This is a genomic window from Streptomyces sp. NPDC058274 (assembly GCF_042881375.1).
GTDB lineage: Bacteria > Actinomycetota > Actinomycetes > Streptomycetales > Streptomycetaceae > Streptomyces.
Window position 1 is genome coordinate 1 of the sequence record NZ_JBHVXW010000029.1, and the last position, 21299, is coordinate 21299.

At 71.5% G+C, this 21299-nt stretch carries 19 protein-coding genes; 17 read left to right on the top strand and 2 right to left on the bottom strand.

Annotated features, from left to right (window positions below; genetic code table 11):
• On the top strand, positions 1–182 hold a 182-nt coding region (locus tag ACFVYF_RS35870; RefSeq protein WP_389462232.1), incomplete at its 5' end, for a hypothetical protein.
• 14 nt (positions 183–196) lie between these two features.
• On the opposite strand, the gene bldD is transcribed toward ACFVYF_RS35870, so the two are convergent.
• Positions 197–697: a transcriptional regulator BldD gene (bldD, locus tag ACFVYF_RS35875; RefSeq protein WP_067366005.1), complete on the bottom strand. Its 501-nt coding sequence runs from the start codon at positions 695–697 to the stop codon at positions 197–199.
• A gap of 245 nt (positions 698–942) precedes the next feature.
• Here bldD and pyrR point away from each other — a divergent pair, with 245 nt between their 5' ends.
• The 14 genes from pyrR to ACFVYF_RS35945 all read left to right on the top strand — a co-directional run bounded on the left by pyrR (position 943) and on the right by ACFVYF_RS35945 (position 17596).
• Entirely contained in the window at positions 943–1533 is a 591-nt protein-coding gene (gene pyrR, locus ACFVYF_RS35880; protein WP_389462233.1) for a bifunctional pyr operon transcriptional regulator/uracil phosphoribosyltransferase PyrR, read from the top strand.
• 115 nt (positions 1534–1648) lie between these two features.
• Positions 1649–2626 (top strand): aspartate carbamoyltransferase catalytic subunit, encoded by a 978-nt coding sequence (locus ACFVYF_RS35885; protein WP_389462234.1) that lies wholly within the window; start codon positions 1649–1651, stop codon positions 2624–2626.
• Positions 2627–2631: 5 nt separating this feature from the next.
• Positions 2632–3918, top strand: coding sequence for a dihydroorotase (locus ACFVYF_RS35890; protein ID WP_389462235.1), 1287 nt, complete (start codon positions 2632–2634; stop codon positions 3916–3918).
• Complete coding sequence (locus ACFVYF_RS35895) at positions 3873–4475, top strand: hypothetical protein (protein ID WP_389462236.1); 603 nt, start codon at positions 3873–3875, stop codon at positions 4473–4475. Before ACFVYF_RS35890 ends, ACFVYF_RS35895 begins: the two co-directional genes overlap by 46 nt.
• Positions 4472–5614: a glutamine-hydrolyzing carbamoyl-phosphate synthase small subunit gene (carA, locus tag ACFVYF_RS35900; protein WP_389462237.1), complete on the top strand. Its 1143-nt coding sequence runs from the start codon at positions 4472–4474 to the stop codon at positions 5612–5614. The genes ACFVYF_RS35895 and carA overlap by 4 nt, the downstream gene beginning before the upstream one ends.
• Complete coding sequence (gene carB, locus ACFVYF_RS35905) at positions 5607–8915, top strand: carbamoyl-phosphate synthase large subunit (protein ID WP_389462238.1); 3309 nt, start codon at positions 5607–5609, stop codon at positions 8913–8915. The genes carA and carB overlap by 8 nt, the downstream gene beginning before the upstream one ends.
• Positions 8916–9007: 92 nt before the next feature.
• Positions 9008–10114, top strand: coding sequence for a quinone-dependent dihydroorotate dehydrogenase (locus tag ACFVYF_RS35910; RefSeq protein WP_389462292.1), 1107 nt, complete (start codon positions 9008–9010; stop codon positions 10112–10114).
• Positions 10111–10953, top strand: a complete 843-nt coding sequence (gene pyrF / locus ACFVYF_RS35915) for an orotidine-5'-phosphate decarboxylase (protein WP_389462239.1) — start codon at positions 10111–10113, stop codon at positions 10951–10953. Before ACFVYF_RS35910 ends, pyrF begins: the two co-directional genes overlap by 4 nt.
• Positions 10954–11273: 320 nt before the next feature.
• On the top strand, positions 11274–11597 hold the full coding sequence (locus ACFVYF_RS35920; protein ID WP_010988268.1) for an integration host factor: 324 nt from the start codon (positions 11274–11276) through the stop codon (positions 11595–11597).
• 38 nt (positions 11598–11635) lie between these two features.
• Positions 11636–12193, top strand: coding sequence for a guanylate kinase (gmk, locus tag ACFVYF_RS35925; RefSeq protein WP_389462240.1), 558 nt, complete (start codon positions 11636–11638; stop codon positions 12191–12193).
• Positions 12194–12231: 38 nt separating this feature from the next.
• Positions 12232–12504 (top strand): DNA-directed RNA polymerase subunit omega, encoded by a 273-nt coding sequence (rpoZ, locus tag ACFVYF_RS35930; RefSeq protein WP_019059732.1) that lies wholly within the window; start codon positions 12232–12234, stop codon positions 12502–12504.
• Positions 12505–12622: 118 nt separating this feature from the next.
• Positions 12623–13825, top strand: coding sequence for a bifunctional phosphopantothenoylcysteine decarboxylase/phosphopantothenate--cysteine ligase CoaBC (coaBC, locus tag ACFVYF_RS35935; protein ID WP_389462241.1), 1203 nt, complete (start codon positions 12623–12625; stop codon positions 13823–13825).
• Positions 13826–14065: 240 nt separating this feature from the next.
• Positions 14066–15274: a methionine adenosyltransferase gene (gene metK, locus ACFVYF_RS35940; RefSeq protein WP_389462242.1), complete on the top strand. Its 1209-nt coding sequence runs from the start codon at positions 14066–14068 to the stop codon at positions 15272–15274.
• A 174-nt stretch (positions 15275–15448) separates the two neighbouring features.
• On the top strand, positions 15449–17596 hold the full coding sequence (locus tag ACFVYF_RS35945) for a primosomal protein N' (RefSeq protein ID WP_389462243.1): 2148 nt from the start codon (positions 15449–15451) through the stop codon (positions 17594–17596).
• A 60-nt stretch (positions 17597–17656) separates the two neighbouring features.
• Here the strand turns inward: ACFVYF_RS35945 and ACFVYF_RS35950 are convergent, their stop codons facing one another.
• Positions 17657–18196, bottom strand: a complete 540-nt coding sequence (locus ACFVYF_RS35950; RefSeq protein ID WP_389462244.1) for a hypothetical protein — start codon at positions 18194–18196, stop codon at positions 17657–17659.
• A gap of 356 nt (positions 18197–18552) precedes the next feature.
• Here ACFVYF_RS35950 and fmt point away from each other — a divergent pair, with 356 nt between their 5' ends.
• Together fmt and ACFVYF_RS35960 are read left to right on the top strand one after the other, a co-directional pair.
• Positions 18553–19485 (top strand): methionyl-tRNA formyltransferase, encoded by a 933-nt coding sequence (fmt, locus tag ACFVYF_RS35955; RefSeq protein WP_389462245.1) that lies wholly within the window; start codon positions 18553–18555, stop codon positions 19483–19485.
• 354 nt (positions 19486–19839) lie between these two features.
• Positions 19840–21270 (top strand): RsmB/NOP family class I SAM-dependent RNA methyltransferase, encoded by a 1431-nt coding sequence (locus tag ACFVYF_RS35960; protein WP_389462246.1) that lies wholly within the window; start codon positions 19840–19842, stop codon positions 21268–21270.
• The last annotated feature ends 29 nt before the right edge of the window (positions 21271–21299 follow it).

Genomic DNA, 21299 nt, shown 5'->3' on the forward strand with positions numbered 1-21299 from the left:
CGTCCTTCCTCCAGACCGGCCTCGTCACCGCCTTCGTCTCCGTCGTCACCTTCTTCGGCATCATGGTCGCGCTGCTGGTGATCGACGTACAGCTGGCGCTGGTGGTCTTCGTGACGCTGCCGCCGCTGTATAAGAGACAGGAACGGTATGTTCCGGCCACCCCGGCGGCACGTTTCTGCTGAGGTGCGAGAAGGGGTCAGCCCTCGTCGTGCGAGACCGCGCGACGCGCGTCCGCGTCCAGGACGCCCCAGCTGATCAGCTGCTCGGTGAGGACCGAGGGCGACTGGTCGTAGATGACGGCGAGGGTGCGCAGGTCGTCCTGGCGGATCGACAGCACCTTGCCGTTGTAGTCACCGCGCTGCGACTGGATCGTCGCCGCGTAGCGCTGCAGGGGGCCCGCCTTCTCGGCCGGCACGTGGGCCAGCCGCTCCAGGTCGAGGACGAGCTTCGGCGGCGGCTCGGCGGCCCCGCCCGGAGTGGTGCCCGGCAGCAGCTCCTGCACGGGGACCCCGTAGAAATCCGCCAGCTCGGCGAGGCGCTGTACGGTGACGGCGCGGTCGCCGCGCTCGTACGAACCGACCACGACGGCCTTCCAGCGTCCCTGGGACTTCTCCTCGACGCCGTGGAGGGAAAGGCCCTGCTGGGTGCGGATGGCCCGGAGCTTGGCCCCGAGCTGTTTGGCGTATTCGCTGGACATATAGCTCCCCGGACGCTGTATCAACGTGCGGCTCCGCCGCGCGGCTGGTGACTCACTGTGAGGTTACGCAGCGTTACTCTGCCCCGTCAAGCCGAATGGTCCATACCGGCACTTCGCCAGGATCAGCCGAACGGGTGATGTGGGGGTGGTGATCAGGCGCGTTGCCTTGCTGGTACCGTGGATGGCGCAATTCCGACGTCCTTTAATGATCCGTCCCGTGAGGCGGAGAAGGAGGTCCGTTTCTTATGGACACCGAGCACGACAAGAAGCAGTACGAGTCCGATGCCCGGCCCGTTCTCGAGGGCCCCGACATCGCGCGGGTGCTGACCCGCATCGCCCACGAGATCGTCGAGCGCGCCAAGGGCGCCGACGACGTGGTGCTCCTCGGCATTCCGACCCGCGGCGTCTTCCTGGCCCGCCGGCTGGCCGACAAGCTCGAAGAGATCACCGGCCGCAAGATCCCGGTCGGCTCCCTCGACATCACCATGTACCGCGACGACCTGCGCATGCACCCGCCGCGTGCGCTGGCCCGCACCGAGATCCCCGGTGACGGCATCGACGGCCGCCTGGTCGTCCTCGTCGACGACGTGCTCTTCTCGGGCCGCACCATCCGCGCGGCGCTCGACGGGCTGAACGACATCGGGCGCCCCCGCGCGGTGCAGCTCGCCGTCCTCGTCGACCGCGGCCACCGCGAACTGCCCATCCGCGCCGACTACGTCGGCAAGAACCTCCCCACGTCGCTGCGGGAGACGGTCAAGGTCCAGCTCGCCGAGGAGGACGGTCGCGACACCGTGCTGCTCGGTGCGAAGCGGACCTCCCCGGGCGAGCAGCAGTAGGACTCCGGCGTACGTCACTGCCGTACGCCCCAGGAGCCCCGCCTGCCCGCTGTGCCTCTCCGGGGTCTTCCCCGGGCCCCCGCCGTGTACTGAACTGCCTTACGGAGCCTGACAGATGCAGCGTCATCTCATCTCGGCCGCCGACCTCACCCGCGACGACGCCGTCCTCATCCTCGACACCGCCGAGGAAATGGCCCGGGTCGCCGACCGGCCGATCAAGAAACTGCCGACCCTGCGCGGCCGTACCGTCGTCAACCTCTTCTTCGAGGACTCGACGCGTACCCGGATCTCCTTCGAGGCCGCCGAGAAGCGCCTCTCCGCGGACGTCATCAACTTCACCGCCAAGGGGTCGAGCGTCTCCAAGGGCGAGTCCCTGAAGGACACCGCCCAGACCCTGGAGGCGATGGGCGTGGACGCCGTCGTCATCCGGCACGGCGCCTCCGGCGCCCCGTACCGCCTCGCCACCTCCGGCTGGATCGACGCCGCCGTCATCAACGCGGGCGACGGCACCCACCAGCACCCCACGCAGGCCCTGCTCGACGCGTTCACCATGCGGCGCCGGCTCGTCGGCCGGGACGCCGGGCTCGGCCAGGACCTGGCCGGCAAGCGCATCACCCTGGTCGGCGACATCCTGCACAGCCGGGTCGCCCGTTCCAACGTGGACCTGCTGCACACCCTGGGGGCCCAGGTCACGCTGGTGGCCCCGCCGACCCTGCTGCCGGTCGGCATCGAGTCCTGGCCCTGCGAGGTCTCGTACGACCTCGACAGCACGCTCTCCAAGTCCGACGCCGTGATGCTGCTGCGCGTCCAGCGCGAGCGCATGAACGCGGCCTTCTTCCCGACCGAGCGCGAATACTCGCGGCGCTACGGCCTCGACGGCGACCGGATGGCGAAGATGCCGGAGCACGCCATCGTGATGCACCCGGGTCCGATGGTCCGCGGCATGGAGATCACCGCGGCGGTCGCCGACTCCGACCGCTGCACGGCGATCGAGCAGGTGGCGAACGGCGTCTCCATCCGCATGGCGGTCCTCTATCTGCTTCTGGGCGGCAACGAGCCCGCCGTCACCCACACCCGTACCGAGGAGAAGTAAGTCAGATGAGCAAGATCCTTATCCGTGGTGCGAAGGTGCTGGGCGGCGAGCCGCAGGACGTACTCATCGACGGCTCGGTCATCGAGGCGGTCGGCACCGGCCTCTCCGCCGAGGGCGCCGAGGTCGTCGAGGCCGACGGCAAGGTGCTGCTGCCGGGGCTCGTGGACCTGCACACCCATCTGCGCGAGCCGGGCCGTGAGGACTCCGAGACCGTGCTGACCGGCACGCGGGCCGCGGCCAGTGGTGGCTACACGTCGGTGTTCGCCATGGCCAACACCTTCCCGGTCGCCGACACCGCCGGAGTCGTCGAGCAGGTGTGGCGGCTGGGCAAGGAGCACGGGTACTGCGACGTCCAGCCCATCGGTGCCGTCACCGTCGGGCTCGAGGGCAAGAAGCTCGCCGAACTGGGCGCCATGTACGAGTCCGCGGCCGGCGTCACGGTCTTCTCCGACGACGGCAAGTGCGTGGACGACGCCGTGATCATGCGCCGGGCGCTGGAGTACGTGAAGGCCTTCGGCGGCGTTGTCGCGCAGCACGCCCAGGAGCCGCGGCTGACCGAGGGCGCCCAGATGAACGAGGGCGTCGTCTCCGCGGAGCTCGGGCTCGGCGGCTGGCCGGCGGTGGCCGAGGAATCGATCATCGCCCGGGACGTCCTGCTCGCCGAGCACGTCGGCTCGCGCGTGCACATCTGCCATCTGTCGACCGCCGGCAGCGTCGAGATCGTGCGCTGGGCCAAGTCCCGCGGCATCGACGTCACCGCCGAGGTCACCCCGCACCACCTGCTCCTCACCGACGAACTGGCGCGCACGTACAACCCGGTCTACAAGGTCAACCCGCCGCTGCGCACCGAGCGTGACGTGCTGGCCCTGCGCGAGGCGCTCGCCGACGGCACGATCGACATCGTCGCCACCGACCACGCCCCGCACCCGCACGAGGACAAGGACTGCGAGTGGGCCGCGGCCGCCATGGGCATGGTCGGCCTGGAGACCGCGCTCTCCGTCGTCCAGCAGACGATGGTCGAGACCGGGCTGCTCGACTGGGCCGGTGTCGCCGACCGGATGTCCGTGAAGCCCGCCGAGATCGGCCGGGCAAAGGGCCACGGCCGTCCCGTCTCGGCAGGTGAGCCCGCCAACCTCACGCTGCTCGACACGCAATACCGTGGAGCCGTGGACCCCGCGGGCTTCGCCTCACGCAGCCGCAATACTCCCTACGAGGGCCGCGAGCTGCCGGGGCGTGTGACGCACACATGGCTCCGGGGCCGGGCCACGCTCGTCGACGGGAAGCTCGCGTGACATCTCTGACTGTGTTGGCCGCCGGACAGAAGTCGGCGGAGGTGACCGACTGGGCCGCCCGGGTCGGCTGGCTCGTGGGCCTCGCCCTGTTCGTCGCGCTCGTCTACTGGCTGATGCGCGAGGGCTGGAAGTGGCGCGGCACGCTCCAGGGCGACCTGCCCGAGCCGCCCGACGCGCCGGACGACCCCGGCCCGGCGAAACTGAGCATGAGCGGCCGCTACCACGGCTCCACCACCGCGGGGCAGTGGCTCGACCGCATCGTGGCGCACGGCCTGGGCACCCGCAGCCGGGTCGAGCTGACCCTGACGGAGGCGGGCCTGAATGTCGTACGCCCGGGAGCGACCGACTTCTTCGTGCCGCTGGACGCCCTGCGCGAGGCCCGGCTCGACAAGGGCATCGCCGGCAAGGTCCTCACCGAGGGCGGTCTGCTCGTCGTCACCTGGGCACTCGGCGACAAGCTCATCGACTCCGGCTTCCGCTCGGACCGCGCGGCCGAGCACAACGAGTGGGTCGAGACCCTGAACAGCATGACCAACAAGACGGAAGGCGCACGATGACGACCTCCACCAGGGGAACCACGAAGGTTCCCGCCGTACTCGTCCTGGAGGACGGCCGGATCTTCCGCGGCCGTGCCTACGGGGCCGTGGGGGAGACCTTCGGCGAAGCGGTGTTCTCCACCGGCATGACCGGCTACCAGGAGACCCTCACCGACCCGTCGTATCACCGCCAGGTCGTCGTGATGACCTCCCCGCACGTCGGCAACACCGGCGTGAACGACGAGGACCCCGAGTCGAAGCGGATCTGGGTCGCCGGCTATGTCGTACGGGATCCCGCGCGCGTGTCCTCCAACTGGCGCTCCCGGCGCTCGCTGGACGAGGAACTGCGCACGCAGGGTGTCGTCGGGATCAGCGGCATCGACACGCGTGCCCTGACCCGCCACCTGCGCGAGCGCGGTGCCATGCGCGTCGGCATCTTCTCCGGCAACGCGCTGCCCGACGAGGGCACGATGCTCACCGAGGTCCGCCAGGCACCCGAGATGAAGGGCGCGAACCTCGCCGCCGAGGTCGCCACCAAGGAGACGTACGTCGTCCCCGCGATCGGCGAGAAGAAGTTCACCGTCGCCGCTGTCGACCTGGGCATCAAGGGCATGACCCCGCACCGCATGGCCGAGCGGGGCATCGAGGTGCATGTACTGCCCGCCACGGCCACGGCCGAGGACGTGTTCGCGGTGAACCCCGACGGCGTGTTCTTCTCGAACGGACCCGGTGACCCGGCGACCGCCGACGGCCCGGTCGCCGTCATGCAGGAAGTGCTGGCCCGCAAAACGCCGCTCTTCGGCATCTGCTTCGGCAACCAGATCCTCGGCCGCGCCCTCGGCTTCGGCACGTACAAGCTCAAGTACGGCCACCGCGGCATCAACCAGCCGGTGCAGGACCGTACGACCGGCAAGGTCGAGGTCACCGCGCACAACCACGGCTTCGCCGTCGACGCCCCGCTCGACACGGTGTCCGACACCCCCTACGGCCGCGCCGAGGTCTCCCACGTCTGCCTGAACGACCAGGTCGTCGAGGGGCTTCAGCTGCTCGACCAGCCGGCCTTCAGCGTCCAGTACCACCCCGAAGCGGCAGCGGGCCCGCACGACGCCGCCTACCTGTTCGACCGCTTCGTATCCCTGATGGAGGGCCAGCGTGCCTAAGCGCACCGATATCCAGTCCGTCCTGGTCATCGGCTCCGGCCCGATCGTCATCGGCCAGGCCGCCGAGTTCGACTACTCCGGCACCCAGGCGTGCCGCATCCTGCGCGCCGAGGGCCTCAGGGTCATCCTGGTCAACTCCAACCCGGCGACGATCATGACCGACCCGGAGATCGCCGACGCCACGTACGTCGAGCCGATCACCCCGGAGTTCGTCGAGAAGATCATCGCCAAGGAGCGGCCGGACGCCCTGCTGCCCACCCTCGGTGGCCAGACCGCCCTGAACACCGCCATCTCCATGCACGAGCAGGGGGTGCTGGAGAAGTACGGCGTCGAGCTGATCGGCGCCAACGTCGAGGCGATCAACAAGGGCGAGGACCGCGACCTCTTCAAGGGTGTCGTCGAGGCCGTCCGCGCCAAGATCGGGCACGGCGAGTCCGCCCGGTCCGTGATCTGCCACACCATGGACGACGTCATCAAGGGCGTGGACACGCTGGGCGGTTACCCCGTCGTCGTCCGGCCCTCCTTCACCATGGGCGGCGCCGGCTCCGGCTTCGCGCACGACGAGGAGGAGCTGCGCCGGATCGCCGGTCAGGGCCTCACGCTCTCCCCGACCACCGAGGTGCTCCTGGAGGAGTCCATCCTCGGCTGGAAGGAGTACGAGCTGGAGCTGATGCGCGACAAGAACGACAACGTCGTAGTCGTCTGCTCCATCGAGAACTTCGACCCGATGGGCGTGCACACCGGCGACTCGATCACCGTCGCGCCCTCGATGACGCTGACCGACCGCGAGTACCAGCGCCTGCGGGACATCGGTATCGCGATCATCCGTGAGGTCGGCGTCGACACCGGCGGCTGCAACATCCAGTTTGCGGTGAACCCCGAGGACGGCCGGATCATCGTCATCGAGATGAACCCGCGGGTGTCGCGCTCGTCGGCCCTCGCCTCCAAGGCGACCGGCTTCCCGATCGCCAAGATCGCGGCCAAGCTCGCCGTCGGCTACACGCTCGACGAGATCCCGAACGACATCACGGAGAAGACGCCCGCGTCCTTCGAGCCGACGCTCGACTACGTGGTCGTCAAGGCCCCCCGGTTCGCCTTCGAGAAGTTCCCCTCGGCCGACTCGACGCTCACGACCACCATGAAGTCGGTCGGCGAGGCGATGGCCATCGGGCGCAACTTCACCGAGGCGCTGCAGAAGGCGCTGCGCTCGCTGGAGAAGAAGGGCTCGCAGTTCACGTTCGTCGGCGAGCCCGGCGACAAGGCCCAGCTGCTCGAAGAGGCCGCACGCCCCACGGACGGGCGCATCAACTCCGTCATGCAGGCCATCCGTGCGGGCGCCACGCCCGAGGAGGTCTTCGAGGCGACGAAGATCGACCCCTGGTTCCTGGACCAGCTCTTCCTGATCAAGGAGATCGCGGACGAGCTGGCCGCGGCCGGCCGGCTCGACGAGGAACTGCTCGCCGAGGCCAAGCGGCACGGCTTCTCCGACGTCCAGATCGCCGAGATCCGCGGTCTGCGCGAGGACGTCGTCCGTGAGGTCCGGCACGCGCTGGGCGTGCGCCCGGTCTACAAGACGGTGGACACCTGCGCCGCCGAGTTCGCGGCAAAGACGCCGTACTTCTACTCCTCCTACGACGAGGAGACCGAGGTCGCGCCGCGCGAGAAGCCCGCGGTCATCATCCTGGGCTCCGGGCCCAACCGCATCGGCCAGGGCATCGAGTTCGACTACTCCTGCGTCCACGCCTCCTTCGCGCTGAGCGAAGCGGGCTACGAGACCGTGATGGTCAACTGCAACCCCGAGACCGTCTCCACGGACTACGACACCTCCGACCGCCTGTACTTCGAGCCGCTGACGCTCGAGGACGTGCTGGAGATCGTGCACGCCGAGACGCTGGCCGGGCCCGTCGCCGGTGTGATCGTGCAGCTCGGCGGCCAGACCCCGCTGGGTCTGTCGCAGGCGCTGAAGGACAACGGCGTCAAGGTCGTGGGCACCTCGCCCGAGGCCATCCACGCGGCCGAGGACCGCGGCGCCTTCGGCCAGGTCCTCGCCGAAGCGGGCCTGCCCGCCCCGAAGCACGGCACGGCGACCACCTTCTCGGGCGCCAAGGCCATCGCCGACGAGATCGGCTACCCGGTCCTCGTCCGGCCGTCGTACGTCCTCGGCGGCCGCGGCATGGAGATCGTCTACGACGAGACCCGCCTGGAGTCGTACATCGCCGAGTCCACCGAGATCAGCCCCTCCCGGCCGGTCCTGGTCGACCGGTTCCTCGACGACGCCATCGAGATCGACGTCGACGCCCTGTACGACGGCGAGGAGCTCTACCTCGGCGGTGTCATGGAGCACATCGAGGAGGCCGGCATCCACTCCGGCGACTCGGCGTGCGCGCTGCCGCCGATCACCCTCGGCGGGTTCGACATCAAGCGCCTGCGCGCCTCGACGGAGGCCATCGCCAAGGGTGTCGGGGTCCGCGGACTGATCAACATCCAGTTCGCCATGGCGGGCGACATCCTGTACGTCCTCGAAGCCAACCCGCGCGCCTCGCGCACCGTCCCCTTCACCTCGAAGGCGACCGCGGTGCCGCTGGCGAAGGCCGCCGCCCGGATCTCGCTCGGCGCGACCATCGCCGAACTGCGGGCCGAGAGGCTGCTGCCGGCGAACGGCGACGGCGGCACGCTGCCGCTCGACGCGCCGATCTCCGTCAAGGAGGCCGTCATGCCGTGGTCGCGCTTCCGCGACATCCACGGGCGTGGCGTGGACACCGTCCTCGGCCCGGAGATGCGCTCCACCGGTGAAGTCATGGGCATCGACTCGGTGTTCGGCACCGCGTACGCCAAGTCCCAGGCGGGCGCCTACGGTCCGCTGCCGACCAAGGGCCGCGCGTTCATCTCGGTCGCCAACCGTGACAAGCGCTCGATGATCTTCCCGGCGCGTGAACTCGTCGCGCACGGCTTCGAGTTGCTCGCCACCTCCGGCACGGCCGAGGTGCTCAAGCGCAACGGCATCAACGCCGTCGTCGTCCGCAAGCAGAGCGAGGGCGAGGGCCCGAACGGCGAGAAGACCATCGTCCAGCTCATCCACGACGGTCAGGTCGACCTCATCGTCAACACGCCGTACGGCACCGGCGGCCGCCTCGACGGCTACGAGATCCGTACGGCGGCCGTGGCCCGGTCCGTCCCGTGCCTGACGACGGTCCAGGCGCTCGCCGCCGCCGTCCAGGGCATCGACGCGCTCAACCGCGGCGACGTCGGCGTGCGCTCACTCCAGGAACACGCCGAGCATCTGACCGCGGCCCGCGACTAGCAGCCGAGGGGGGACACCGGAAAACGGTGTCCCCCCTCTTCATGAGGCCTCGCGGTGGGGTCTCCCCGTGCGGCTCTTCCGAGGACATGACCATGTACAAGCTCTTCTTCAACCTCGTCTTCAAGCGGATGGACCCCGAGCGGGCCCACCATCTGGCCTTCCGCTGGATCCGGCTCGCCGCGCGCGTCCCGGTCCTGCGCACCTTCGTCGCCGCCGCGCTCGCGCCCCGTTACGCGGAGCTGCGCACCGAGGCCTTCGGGCTGCGCATGCACGGCCCGTTCGGGCTCGCGGCGGGCTTCGACAAGAACGCGGTCGCCGTCGACGGGATGTCGATGCTCGGCTTCGACCACATCGAGATCGGCACGGTCACGGGGGAGCCGCAGCCCGGCAACCCCAAGAAGCGCCTGTTCCGCCTCGTGCCGGACCGCGCGCTGATCAACCGCATGGGGTTCAACAACGAGGGCTCCGCGGCCGTCGCCGAGCGCCTGGCGGCCCGTACGCCCGTCTTCAGGACCGTCGTCGGCGTCAACATCGGCAAGACCAAGGTGGTTCCCGAGGAGGAGGCCGTCGGTGACTACGTGAAGTCGACCGAGCGGCTCGCCCGCCACGCCGACTACCTCGTCGTCAACGTGTCCTCGCCGAACACGCCGGGACTGCGCAACCTCCAGGCCACCGAGGCACTGCGCCCGCTGCTGAGCGCGGTCCGCGAGGCCGCGGACCGCGCGGTCACCGACCGGCGGGTGCCGCTCCTCGTCAAGATCGCGCCCGACCTCGCCGACGAGGACGTCGACGCGGTCGCCGACCTCGCCGTCGAACTCGGCCTGGACGGCATCATCGCCACGAACACCACCATCGCGCGCGAGGGCCTCGGTCTGAAGTCCGAACCCTCCCTGGTGAAGGAGACCGGCGGACTGTCGGGCGCGCCGCTGAAGGCCCGCTCCCTGGAGGTGCTGCGCCGCCTCTACGCGCGCGTGGGCGACCGGATCACCCTGGTGGGCGTCGGGGGCATCCAGGACGCCGAGGACGCCTGGCAGCGGATCCTGGCCGGCGCCACGCTGGTCCAGGGATACAGCGCGTTCATCTACGAGGGTCCCTTCTGGGGCCGCGCCCTCCACAAGGGCCTCGCCGCGCGCCTGCGGACGAGCCCGCATGCCACCCTCGCCGACGCGGTCGGCGCCGACGTGAGGAAGTCCGCATGAGCCTGGAACCCTTCGGTGCGCGGCTGCGCCGTGCCATGGACGAGCGGGGCCCCCTCTGCGTCGGGATCGACCCGCACGCCTCGCTGCTCAGCGCCTGGGGCCTGAACGACGACATCGCGGGTCTGGAGCGCTTCAGCCGCACGGTCGTGGAGGCGCTGGCCGGCCGGGTCGCCGTACTGAAGCCACAGAGCGCGTTCTTCGAGCGCTTCGGGTCGCGCGGGATCGCCGTCCTGGAGAAGACGGTCGAAGAGGCGCGGGCGGCCGGCGCGCTGGTCGTGATGGACGCCAAGCGCGGTGACATCGGCTCGACGATGGCCGCGTACGCGGAGACCTTCCTGCGCAAGGACGCGCCGCTGTTCTCGGACGCGCTCACGGTGTCGCCGTATCTGGGCTACGGATCGCTCAAGCCCGCGGTGGAGCTGGCGCGCGAGAGCGGCGCCGGGCTCTTCGTGCTCGCGCTGACCTCCAACCCGGAAGGCGGCGAGGTGCAGCACGCCGTCCGCGCGGACGGCCGGACCGTCGGGGCGACCGTGCTGGCGCATCTCGCCGCCGAGAACGCGGGCGAGACGCCCCTGGGCTCCTTCGGGGCCGTCGTCGGTGCCACCCTCGGTGATCTCTCCTCGTACGACCTGGACGTCAACGGTCCGCTGCTCGCGCCCGGCATCGGCGCCCAGGGCGCCACGCCGGCCGATCTCCCGGGTGTCTTCGGTCCGGCGGTGCGCAATGTCGTGCCGAACGTCAGCCGGGGTGTGCTGCGGCACGGGCCCGATGTCGTGGCGCTGCGCGTGTCCGCGGACCGCTTCGCGGAGGAGATCAGGGCCGCCGTGGCGACCCGCTGAGGCTGCCCGTAGGCCTCCTGCGGTGTCCCGGTGGACCTGCGAGGAGTGTCTCCGGAGCCGCTTGAACCTGAATACATTCTCAAATCCAGGGCGTAATGTCTGAAATGCCAGGCTCGGCGGAGGCTGACCAGGACTTTTCCGCTGTTCTCGCTGACTCTGGCGGACTTGCCCGCTAGTCTCCGTCGAGTGGGGGCGCCCCCAGACCCTCAAGGTAGTGGGGGAGAAGGGGCAAGCGTGTTGCTCGTAGCTCCCCAGGTGTGGGGCGACTAGGTTCCTCACCGGTCCGTATCCGACAGATCGACATCCGAGGTGACGTAGGCGTGGCTCTTCCGCCCCTTACCCCTGAACAGCGCGCAGCCGCGCTCGAAAAGGCCGCCGCGGCTCGCCGGGAGCGGGCCGAGGTCAAGAATCGACTCAAGCACTCCGGCGCCTCTCTTCACGAGGTCATCAAGCAGGGCCAGGAGAACGACGTCATCGGCAAGATGAAGGTCTCCGCCCTCCTCGAGTCGCTCCCCGGCGTGGGCAAGGTCCGCGCCAAGCAGATCATGGAGCGACTCGGGATCTCCGAGAGCCGCCGCGTGCGGGGTCTCGGCTCCAACCAGATCGCCTCTTTGGAGCGCGAGTTCGGCAGCACTGCCGGCTGACGTTCTCGGGCACTCCTGAGAACCTGGATAATCGCTGCATGAGTGAACGTTCGCGGCTGACCGTGCTCTCCGGCCCCTCGGGGGTCGGCAAGAGCACGGTCGTCGCTCATATGCGCAAGGAACACCCCGAGGTCTGGCTCTCGGTGTCGGCGACGACCCGCAAGCCCCGTCCCGGGGAGAAGCACGGGGTCCACTACTTCTTCGTCACCGACGAGGAGATGGACAAGCTGATCGCCAACGGCGAACTCCTCGAATGGGCCGAATTCGCCGGCAACCGCTACGGCACCCCGCGCGCCGCCGTCATGGCGAAGCTCGAGGCGGGCGAGGCGGTTCTGCTGGAGATCGACCTCCAGGGCGCCCGGCAGGTCCGCGAGTCGATGTCCGACGCGCTGCTGGTGTTCCTGGCCCCTCCCTCCTGGGAGGAGCTGGTGCGCAGGCTCACCGGACGGGGCACCGAACCGCCCGAGGTCATCGAGCGCCGCCTGGAGGCGGCCAAGATCGAACTGGCGGCCGAGTCGGAGTTCGACGTCACCCTGGTCAACACGTCGGTCGAGGACGTGGCCCGCGAGCTGCTAGCCTTGATGAACGTTGTGTGATCTTCACTGATCTCATCCCACCTTTCGGAAGGCCAAGCGTGTCCTCTTCCATCACCGCGCCCGAGGGCATCATCAACCCTCCGATCGACGAGCTCCTCGAGGCCACCGACTCGAAGTACAGCCTGGTGATCTACGCGGCCAAGCGTGCCCGTCAGATCAACGCTTACTACTCGCAGCTCGGCGAGGGCCTCCTCGAGTACGTCGGTCCACTCGTGGACACCCACGTCCACGAGAAGCCGCTCTCGATCGCCCTGCGCGAGATCAACGCGGGTCTGCTGACGTCCGAGGCCGTTGAGGGCCCCGCGACCTAGTCATCCGTTCTCTTCATCCAGGCCCGACGGCGCGACTGTCGGGCCTGTGGTGTGTCATGGAGTCGTACGCCGTCGCATCCGGGCGTACGCGTACGTGCGTCGAGTGTGGGGAGGCCCGGTGGGCAAGCCGAAGGTCGTTCTGGGGGTCAGCGGCGGGATCGCCGCGTACAAGGCCTGTGAGCTGCTGCGCCGTCTGACCGAGTCCGGCCACGACGTGCGGGTCGTCCCCACCGAGTCGGCGCTGCACTTCGTCGGCGCCGCCACCTGGTCCGCGCTCTCCGGTCACCCCGTCTCGACCGAGGTCTGGTCGGATGTCCACGAGGTCCCGCACGTCCGTATCGGGCAGCAGGCCGACCTGGTGATCGTGGCTCCCGCGACGGCCGACATGCTCGCCAAGGCGGCCCACGGACTCGCCGACGACCTTCTCACGAACACCCTGCTCACCGCCCGCTGTCCGGTCGTCTTCGCGCCCGCCATGCACACCGAGATGTGGGAGCACCCGGCCACCCAGGAGAACGTGGCGACACTGCGCCGCCGCGGCGCCCTGGTGATCGAGCCCGCGGTCGGCCGGCTGACCGGCGTCGACACCGGCAAGGGGCGGCTGCCCGACCCGACGGAGATCTTCGAGGTCTGCCGGCGGGTGCTCGCACGAGGCGTGACCGAGCCCGATCTCGCCGGCCGCCACGTCGTCGTCAGCGCGGGCGGCACGCGCGAGCCCCTCGACCCCGTCCGCTTCCTCGGCAACCGCTCCTCCGGCAAGCAGGGGTACGCCCTCGCCCGCACGGCGGCCGCCCGGGGAGCCCGGGTCACCCTGATCGCCGCGAACACCGGGCTGCCGGACCCGGCGGGCGTCGATGTCGTCCAGGTCGGGACCGCAGTACAGCTGCGCGAGGCGGTGCTGAAGGCCGCCCCGGACGCCGATGCCGTGGTGATGGCGGCGGCCGTGGCCGATTTCCGCCCGGAGACGTACGCCACCGGAAAGATCAAGAAGAAGGACGGGCAGGAACCGGACCCCATCGTGCTGGTCCGCAATCCGGACATCCTTGCCGAGATCTCGGCCGACCGTGCCCGCTTGGGCCAGGTGGTCGTCGGCTTCGCCGCCGAGACGGACGACGTCCTGGCCCATGGCCGTACGAAGCTGGAGCGCAAGGGGTGCGACCTCCTCGTGGTGAACGAGGTGGGGGAGCGCAAGACCTTCGGCTCCGAGGAGAACGAAGCGGTGGTGCTCGGCGCGGACGGCAGTGAGACTCCCGTGCCCCACGGCCCCAAGGAAGCGCTGGCCGAGATCGTGTGGGATCTGGTCGCCGGCCGGCTCGGCTGACTGTCTCATTCGCTCCGTCCGACGCGCCGGGCCCCAGGAATTCGGGCGTGGCGACCCTGGCGGAGAGCGATCGGCATTGGGCAGAATGCCCGTGCCGCAGGTCACAGCGCTCCCGAGAGGCGAGACGGGTGGGCCTGTCGGCGAGCGCGACCGATAAACTGTTCTCGGACGACGCCGGGCGCAGCCTCCGTCCCGTCCGCCAATGATCAGCCAGCAGCCGCTGCAACCCCAGGGAGCGTTGTGTCCCGTCGCCTGTTCACCTCGGAGTCCGTCACCGAGGGTCACCCCGACAAGATCGCTGACCAGATCAGCGACACCATTCTCGATGCGCTTCTGCGCGAGGACCCGACGTCCCGGGTCGCCGTGGAGACGCTGATCACGACCGGCCTGGTGCACGTGGCCGGCGAGGTCACGACCAAGGCATACGCGCCGATCGCCCAGCTGGTCCGGGACAAGATCCTCGAGATCGGTTACGACTCGTCGAAGAAGGGCTTCGACGGTGCGTCCTGTGGCGTCTCCGTGTCCATCGGCTCGCAGTCGCCCGACATCGCGCAGGGCGTCGACACGGCGTACGAGAACCGGGTCGAGGGTGACGACGACGAGCTGGACCGGCAGGGTGCGGGCGACCAGGGCCTGATGTTCGGGTACGCGACGGACGAGACGCCGAACCTGATGCCGCTCCCGATCCACCTCGCGCACCGCCTCTCCCGCCGCCTCTCCGAGGTGCGCAAGAACGGGACCATCCCGTACCTGCGCCCGGACGGCAAGACCCAGGTCACCATCGAGTACGACGGTGACAAGGCGGTCCGTCTGGACACGGTCGTCGTCTCCTCGCAGCACGCGTCGGACATCGACCTGGACTCGCTGCTCGCCCCCGACATCCGCGAGTTCGTGGTGGAGCCGGAGCTGAAGGCCCTCCTCGACGACGGCATCAAGCTGGACACGGACGGCTACCGCCTCCTGGTGAACCCCACCGGCCGCTTCGAGATCGGCGGCCCCATGGGCGACGCGGGTCTGACCGGCCGCAAGATCATCATCGACACGTACGGCGGCATGGCCCGTCACGGCGGCGGTGCCTTCTCCGGCAAGGACCCGTCCAAGGTGGACCGCTCGGCGGCGTACGCGATGCGCTGGGTCGCCAAGAACGTCGTCGCGGCGGGCCTCGCCACCCGCTGCGAGGTCCAGGTCGCGTACGCGATCGGCAAGGCCGAGCCCGTCGGCCTCTTCGTCGAGACCTTCGGCACCGCCAAGGTCGACGCCGAGAAGATCGAGACCGCCATCACCGAGGTCTTCGACCTCCGCCCGGCGGCCATCATCCGTGACCTCGACCTGCTGCGCCCGATCTACTCCCAGACCGCCGCGTACGGCCACTTCGGCCGTGAGCTGCCCGACTTCACGTGGGAGCGCACCGACCGCGTGGACGCGCTGCGGAAGGCGGCGGGGCTGTAGTCCCGGCACGGCACTGCTCGTCGAGGCCCGGCGTTACCTTCGGGGGCGCCGGGTTTCGCGTGTCCGGGACCTGCCTGCGTTCGGGGCTTGCCCGTGCTCGGGACCTGCCCGTGCTCGGGTGCGGCCCGGCTCGGGCGGGCGTCACTGTCGGTGGGGTCTGGTAGGAATGCAAGCGTGAGCAGCGAGAACAGGCGGCGGGACGGGGCCGCGGACGGGGCGCCGCCCGAGCAGCTCGCGCTGGTGCGGGAGGCGGTGCGCAAGGCCGACGTGCCCAAGGCGAAGCCGCGGACCTGGCGGGGGGCCGCCCTCGCCAAGGAGTTGCCGGTCGCGCGGGTCGTCGTCGACAAGGGCGTGCTGCATCTCGACCGGTACTTCGACTACGCCGTGCCGGAGGAGCTGGACGAGGCCGCTCAGCCCGGGGTGCGGGTGCGGGTGCGGTTCGGCGCCGGCGGGCGCAATGTGCGTGACGGGCGGCGTGAGGGCGGCGGACTGATCGACGGGTTCGTCGTCGAGCGCGTCCCCGAGTCGGACTACTCGGGGCCGCTGGCCGCGCTGGCCCAGGTCGTGTCCCCCGAGCCGGTGCTCGGCCCGGAGCTGCTGGGCCTGACCCGCGCCGTGGCCGACCGGTACGCCGGGAGCCTGGCCGACGTGCTCCAGCTGGCGGTCCCGCCGCGGCACGCGCGGGCCGAGGCGGCCGTGATGCCCGGTCCGCCGCCCCCGCCGGCCGCACCCGCCCCGGGGACCTGGGCGCGGTACGGGCGAGGGCCGGAGTTCCTCGGCGCCCTCGCCTCGGGCGGCGCCCCGCGAGCCGTGTGGACCGCGCTGCCCGGTCCCCAGTGGGCGGAGGAGATCGCCCGCGCCGTGCAGGCCACGCTCGCCTCCGGCCGCGGCGCGCTGGTCGTCGTACCGGCCGGGCGGCCTGCCGCGCGCGTGGACGCGGCCCTGACCGCACTGCTCGGGGAGGGGCAGCACGCGGTGCTGACCGCCGACGCCGGGCAGGAGCGGCGGTATCGCGAGTGGCTCGCCGTACGGCGGGGAGCCGTGCGCGCGGTGGTGGGCACCCGGGCCGCGATGTTCGCGCCGGTGCGGGACCTGGGACTGGTGGTGATCTGGGACGACGGCGACGACGGCCACAGCGACGACAACGCGCCCTTCCCGCATGTGCGGGAGGTGCTGGAGCTGCGGGCCGCCCGGGACAAGTGCGGCTTCCTGCTGGGGAGTTGGAGCTGCACGGTCGAGGCCGCCCAGCTCGTCGAGAGCGGCTGGGCGCTGCCCCTGGTCGCCGACCGCGAACAGGTGCGGGCCGGCGTGCCGCTGGTCCGGACCGTGGGGGACGGTGACCTCGCCCGCGACGAGGCGGCGCGCGCCGCACGGCTGCCGACGCTCGCCTGGCAGATCGCCCGCGAGGGGCTGAAACACGGCCCGGTCCTCGTCCAGGTGCCCCGGCGGGGGTACGTGCCGCGCATGGCGTGCGCCCAGTGCCGGGCCGCCGCCCGGTGCCGGCACTGCGCCGGGCCGCTGGAGGCCCAGGACGCCGACGCCCTGCGCTGCGGCTGGTGCGGGCGGGCGGAGACCGCGTGGCACTGTCCCGAGTGCGGCGGATTCCGGCTGCGGGCGCAGGTCGTGGGCGCGCGGCGGACCGCCGAGGAGCTGGGGCGGGCGTTCCCCGCCGTCCCGGTGCGCACCTCCGGGCGGGAGCAGGTGCTGGACACGGTGTCCGGGGCGCCCGCGCTCGTGGTGAGCACGCCCGGCGCCGAGCCGGTGGCCGAGGGCGGGTACGCGGCCGCGCTGCTGCTGGACGGGTGGGCCATGCTCGGACGGCCCGATCTGCGGGCCGGTGAGGACGCGCTGCGGCGGTGGATCGGTGCGGCCGCGCTCGTCCGTGCCCAGGAGGCCGGCGGCACGGTGGTCGTCGTCGCCGAGCCGACGCTCCGGCCGGTCCAGGCGCTGGTCCGCTGGGATCCCGTCGGACACGCGGTGCGGGAGCTCGCCGAGCGGGCCGAGCTCGGGTTTCCGCCGGTGTCCCGGATGGCCGCCGTGTCGGGTACGGCCGTGGGCCTCGCGGAGTTCCTCGCCGGCGCCGAACTGCCGCGCGACGCCGAGGTGCTGGGCCCGGTGCCGGTGCCTGCCACGGAGGTGGGGCGTCCCCGGCGGGTCGGGGGGCCGCCCCCGGGTGAGCAGTGGGAGCGGGTGCTCATCCGCGTACCGCCGGGGAGCGGGGCCGCGCTGGCCGCCGCGCTGAAGACCGCGCAGGCGAAGCGGATGGCGCGCGGCGGGAGCGAGGCGATACGGATTCGGATCGACCCGCTGGACATCGGCTGAGGCGGGGCGGACATGAAGCTGCCTCCCGGCGGTGACCGGGAGGCAGGCGGGGGATGGAGGTCAGCCGTTGCGCGGGCCGGGGAAAGCCGTGGGCCTGACGTCTTCGCGCAGGGCGCTGCCCGCCGTCGGCTGGGTCGGCATGGAGCGGGCCGCGGGCACCGTCGGCACGGCCGGGATCCCGGTGCTGACAGCGACCGTGCGGGTGGTGGCGGTCTCCGTGGCGCGCTCGGCCTCCGCCGCTGCCTGGGCGGCGGCGCGGCGGGCGCCGTAACGGCGGTGCACCGCCTGCTTGGTGACGCCGAGCGCGGAGCCCACCGCGTCCCACGAGAAGCCCAGGGACCGGTCGAAGTCCACGGCGGCCGTGACCAGGGTCTCGACGCTGTCCCGCAGTTCCTGGGCGAGGCGGACGGTCGGGGCGGGAGCACGTCCGTAGACGACGAAGCCCGTGGACGGGCCGGAGCGGCGCGGGCGGTAGACGTTGCCCAACTGGGCGGTGAGCGTGCGCAGTGCGTCCACCTGCCGGCGGACCCGCTCGATGTCCCGCACCAGCAAGTGCAGGCTGGCCCGAGCCTGGGCGTCGTGGGTTGCGTGGTCGGCCATGAACAAGCCTCTCGAACCGGCGTTGAAAAGGATCGGGCCGCGATTGCGGCCCGTTGTGGTCAACTCTCTCTTGACCAACGCTCTTCGGGGGTGAGTGGTCACGCTGCGGGGGCGTAAGGGCATATGCACGGGGCGCGCGCCCCGACGTACGCCCCCGAGGGGGGTGCCTTGCCGTTGACCCCACGGTTGCGGATGTGTATACGCGTTCGGGCTTTCGGTTCCCGGCCTGTGCCACTCGTGGGTCCGTTCCGCGGCTGCGGGTCCCCGGTGGGGGTTCGCCGCCGCCTGCGGCCGCCGGGCTCATAGACTGGTGCGCTGCCCCACGAATTTTCCGCCCGAGAGGCCAGCCGCCACCCATGAAGCTTGTCTTCGCAGGTACCCCCGAGGTCGCCGTTCCCGCTCTGGACGCCCTGCTCGCCTCCGGGCGGCACGAGGTCGCCGCCGTCGTGACGCGGCCCGACGCGCCGGCCGGACGGGGGCGCAGGCTCGTCGCGAGTCCCGTCGCCGAACGCGCGGAGGAGGCCGGGATCGAGGTGCTCAAGCCGGCGAAGCCGCGGGACGAGGAGTTCCTCGCCCGCCTCAGGGAGATCGCGCCCGACTGCTGCCCGGTGGTGGCGTACGGCGCGCTGCTGCCCCGGGTCGCCCTCGACGTCCCCGCCCACGGCTGGGTCAATCTGCACTTCTCCCTGCTGCCGGCCTGGCGCGGTGCCGCCCCGGTCCAGCACTCGATCATGGCCGGCGACGAGATCACCGGTGCGTCGACCTTCCTGATCGAGGAGGGACTCGACTCCGGGCCCGTCTACGGGACCGTCACCGAGGAGATCCGGCCCACCGACACCAGCGGGGACCTGCTCACCCGGCTCGCCTTCGCCGGCGCCGGGCTGCTCGCCGCGACGATGGACGGGATCGAGGACGGCACCCTCAAGGCCGTGCCGCAGCCCGCCGAGGGCATCACTCTCGCGCCGAAGATCGCCGTCGAGGACGCGCACGTCGACTGGTCCGCGCCGGCCCTGCGCGTCGACCGGGTCGTCCGGGGGTGCACGCCCGCGCCCGGCGCGTGGACCCTGTTCCGCGGCGAGCGGCTGAAGCTCATCCAGGTGGTGACCGTGCCCGACCGCACGGACCTGGCTCCCGGGGAGCTCGCCGTCGGCAAGAACAGCGTGCACGTCGGGACCGGTTCGTACGCCGTCGAGCTGCTCTGGGTGCAGGCCCAGGGCAAGAAGCCGATGCGCGCCGCGGACTGGGCACGTGGGGTGCGGATCGGTTCCGGGGAGCGGGTCGGGGTCTGACGGCCGGTCCGGGGGTGGACCGGCGCTTGACGCCCGCGTGCGGCGGGCGGTCCGCCGGGCATCGGCGGACCCGTGCGCGAGGGTGCGGGATGCGTCGAGGCGGGCGGCGGGCGGCGGGTGAGGGTGCGGGATCCGTCGACGCGGGCGGAGCGCGAGAGTGGTGTGGGATCCGTCCAGGCGGGCGGAGCGCGCGAGTGGTGTGGGATCCGTCCGGGCGGGCGGAGTGTGAGGCTGTCGGCTCAGGCCGGGCGGGCGACGGCGGAGGCGCCGGCGGACCGTACCGTCGGGGCCGGCCTGGGGCGCGCGGCGTACGCTGAGAGGCGCATCTCTTCCCAGATCCGGAGCACCTTTCTCGTGAGCGAGCAGTCACGTCCGCCGCACAGGCCGGGCAAGCCCCACCGCCGTCCCCAGAAGGACCCCGTCCGCATCCTCGCCTTCGAGGCGCTGCGGGCCGTGGACGAGCGGGACGCGTACGCGAACCTCGTCCTGCCCCCGCTGCTGCGCAAGGCGCGCGAGAAGGGCGACTTCGACGGGCGGGACGCGGCGCTGGCGACCGAGCTGGTCTACGGGACGCTGCGCCGGCAGGGCACGTACGACGCGATCATCGCGGCCTGCGTGGACCGGCCGCTGCGCGAGGTGGACCCGCCCGTGCTCGACGTACTGAGCCTGGGCGCGCACCAGTTGCTCGGCACGCGCATCCCCACGCACGCGGCCGTCTCCGCCTCCGTCGAGCTGGCCCGGGTCGTACTCGGCGACGGCCGGGCCAAGTTCGTGAACGCCGTGCTGCGGAAGGTGGCCCGGCAGGACCTCGACGCATGGGTGGAGCAGGTCGCACCGCCGTACGACGAGGACGCCGAGGATCACCTCGCCGTCGTGCACTCGCACCCGCGCTGGGTCGTCTCCGCGCTGTGGGACTCGCTGGGCGGCGGCCGCGCCGGGATCGAGGACCTGCTCGAAGCGGACAACGAACGGCCCGAGGTGACGCTCGTCGCCCGGCCCGGGCGTTCCACCGCGGACGAACTCCTCGACGCGCTCGGCGAGGAGAACGTGCTGCCGGGCCGCTGGTCGCCGTATGCCGTCCGGCTCAGCGAGGGCGGCGAGCCGGGGGCCATCGGGGCCGTGCGCGAGGGCCGCGCCGGAGTCCAGGACGAGGGCAGCCAGCTGGTCGCCCTCGCGCTGGCCGACGCGCCGCTCGACGGGCCCGACGAGAAGTGGCTGGACGGCTGTGCGGGCCCCGGCGGCAAGGCCGCCATGCTGGCCGGGCTCGCCGCCGAGCGCGGTGCCGTGCTGCTCGCCTCCGAGAAGCAGCCGCACCGGGCCGGGCTCGTCGCCAAGGCGCTCGCCGGCAACCCCGGCCCCTACCAGGTCATCGCGGCCGACGGCACGCGTCCGCCGTGGCGGCCCGGCACCTTCGACCGGGTCCTCATGGACGTGCCCTGCACGGGCCTGGGCGCCCTGCGCCGCCGTCCCGAGGCGCGCTGGCGGCGTCGTCCCGAGGACCTCGACGGCTTCGCCCCGCTCCAGCGCGGGCTGCTGCGCACGGCCCTCGACTCGGTACGGGTCGGTGGCGTCGTCGGCTACGCGACCTGCTCGCCGCACCTCGCCGAGACCCGCGCCGTGGTGGACGACGTGCTCAAGCACTTCGACGGCTCCGCCGAGCTGCTCGACGCCCGCCCCCTCATGCCCGGCGTACCGGCCCTCGGCGACGGTCCCGACGTACAGCTGTGGCCGCATCTGCACGGGACGGACGCGATGTATCTGGCACTGGTGCGCCGGACGGCGTGACGCGGGGCGGCGTGACGCGGGACGGGCGG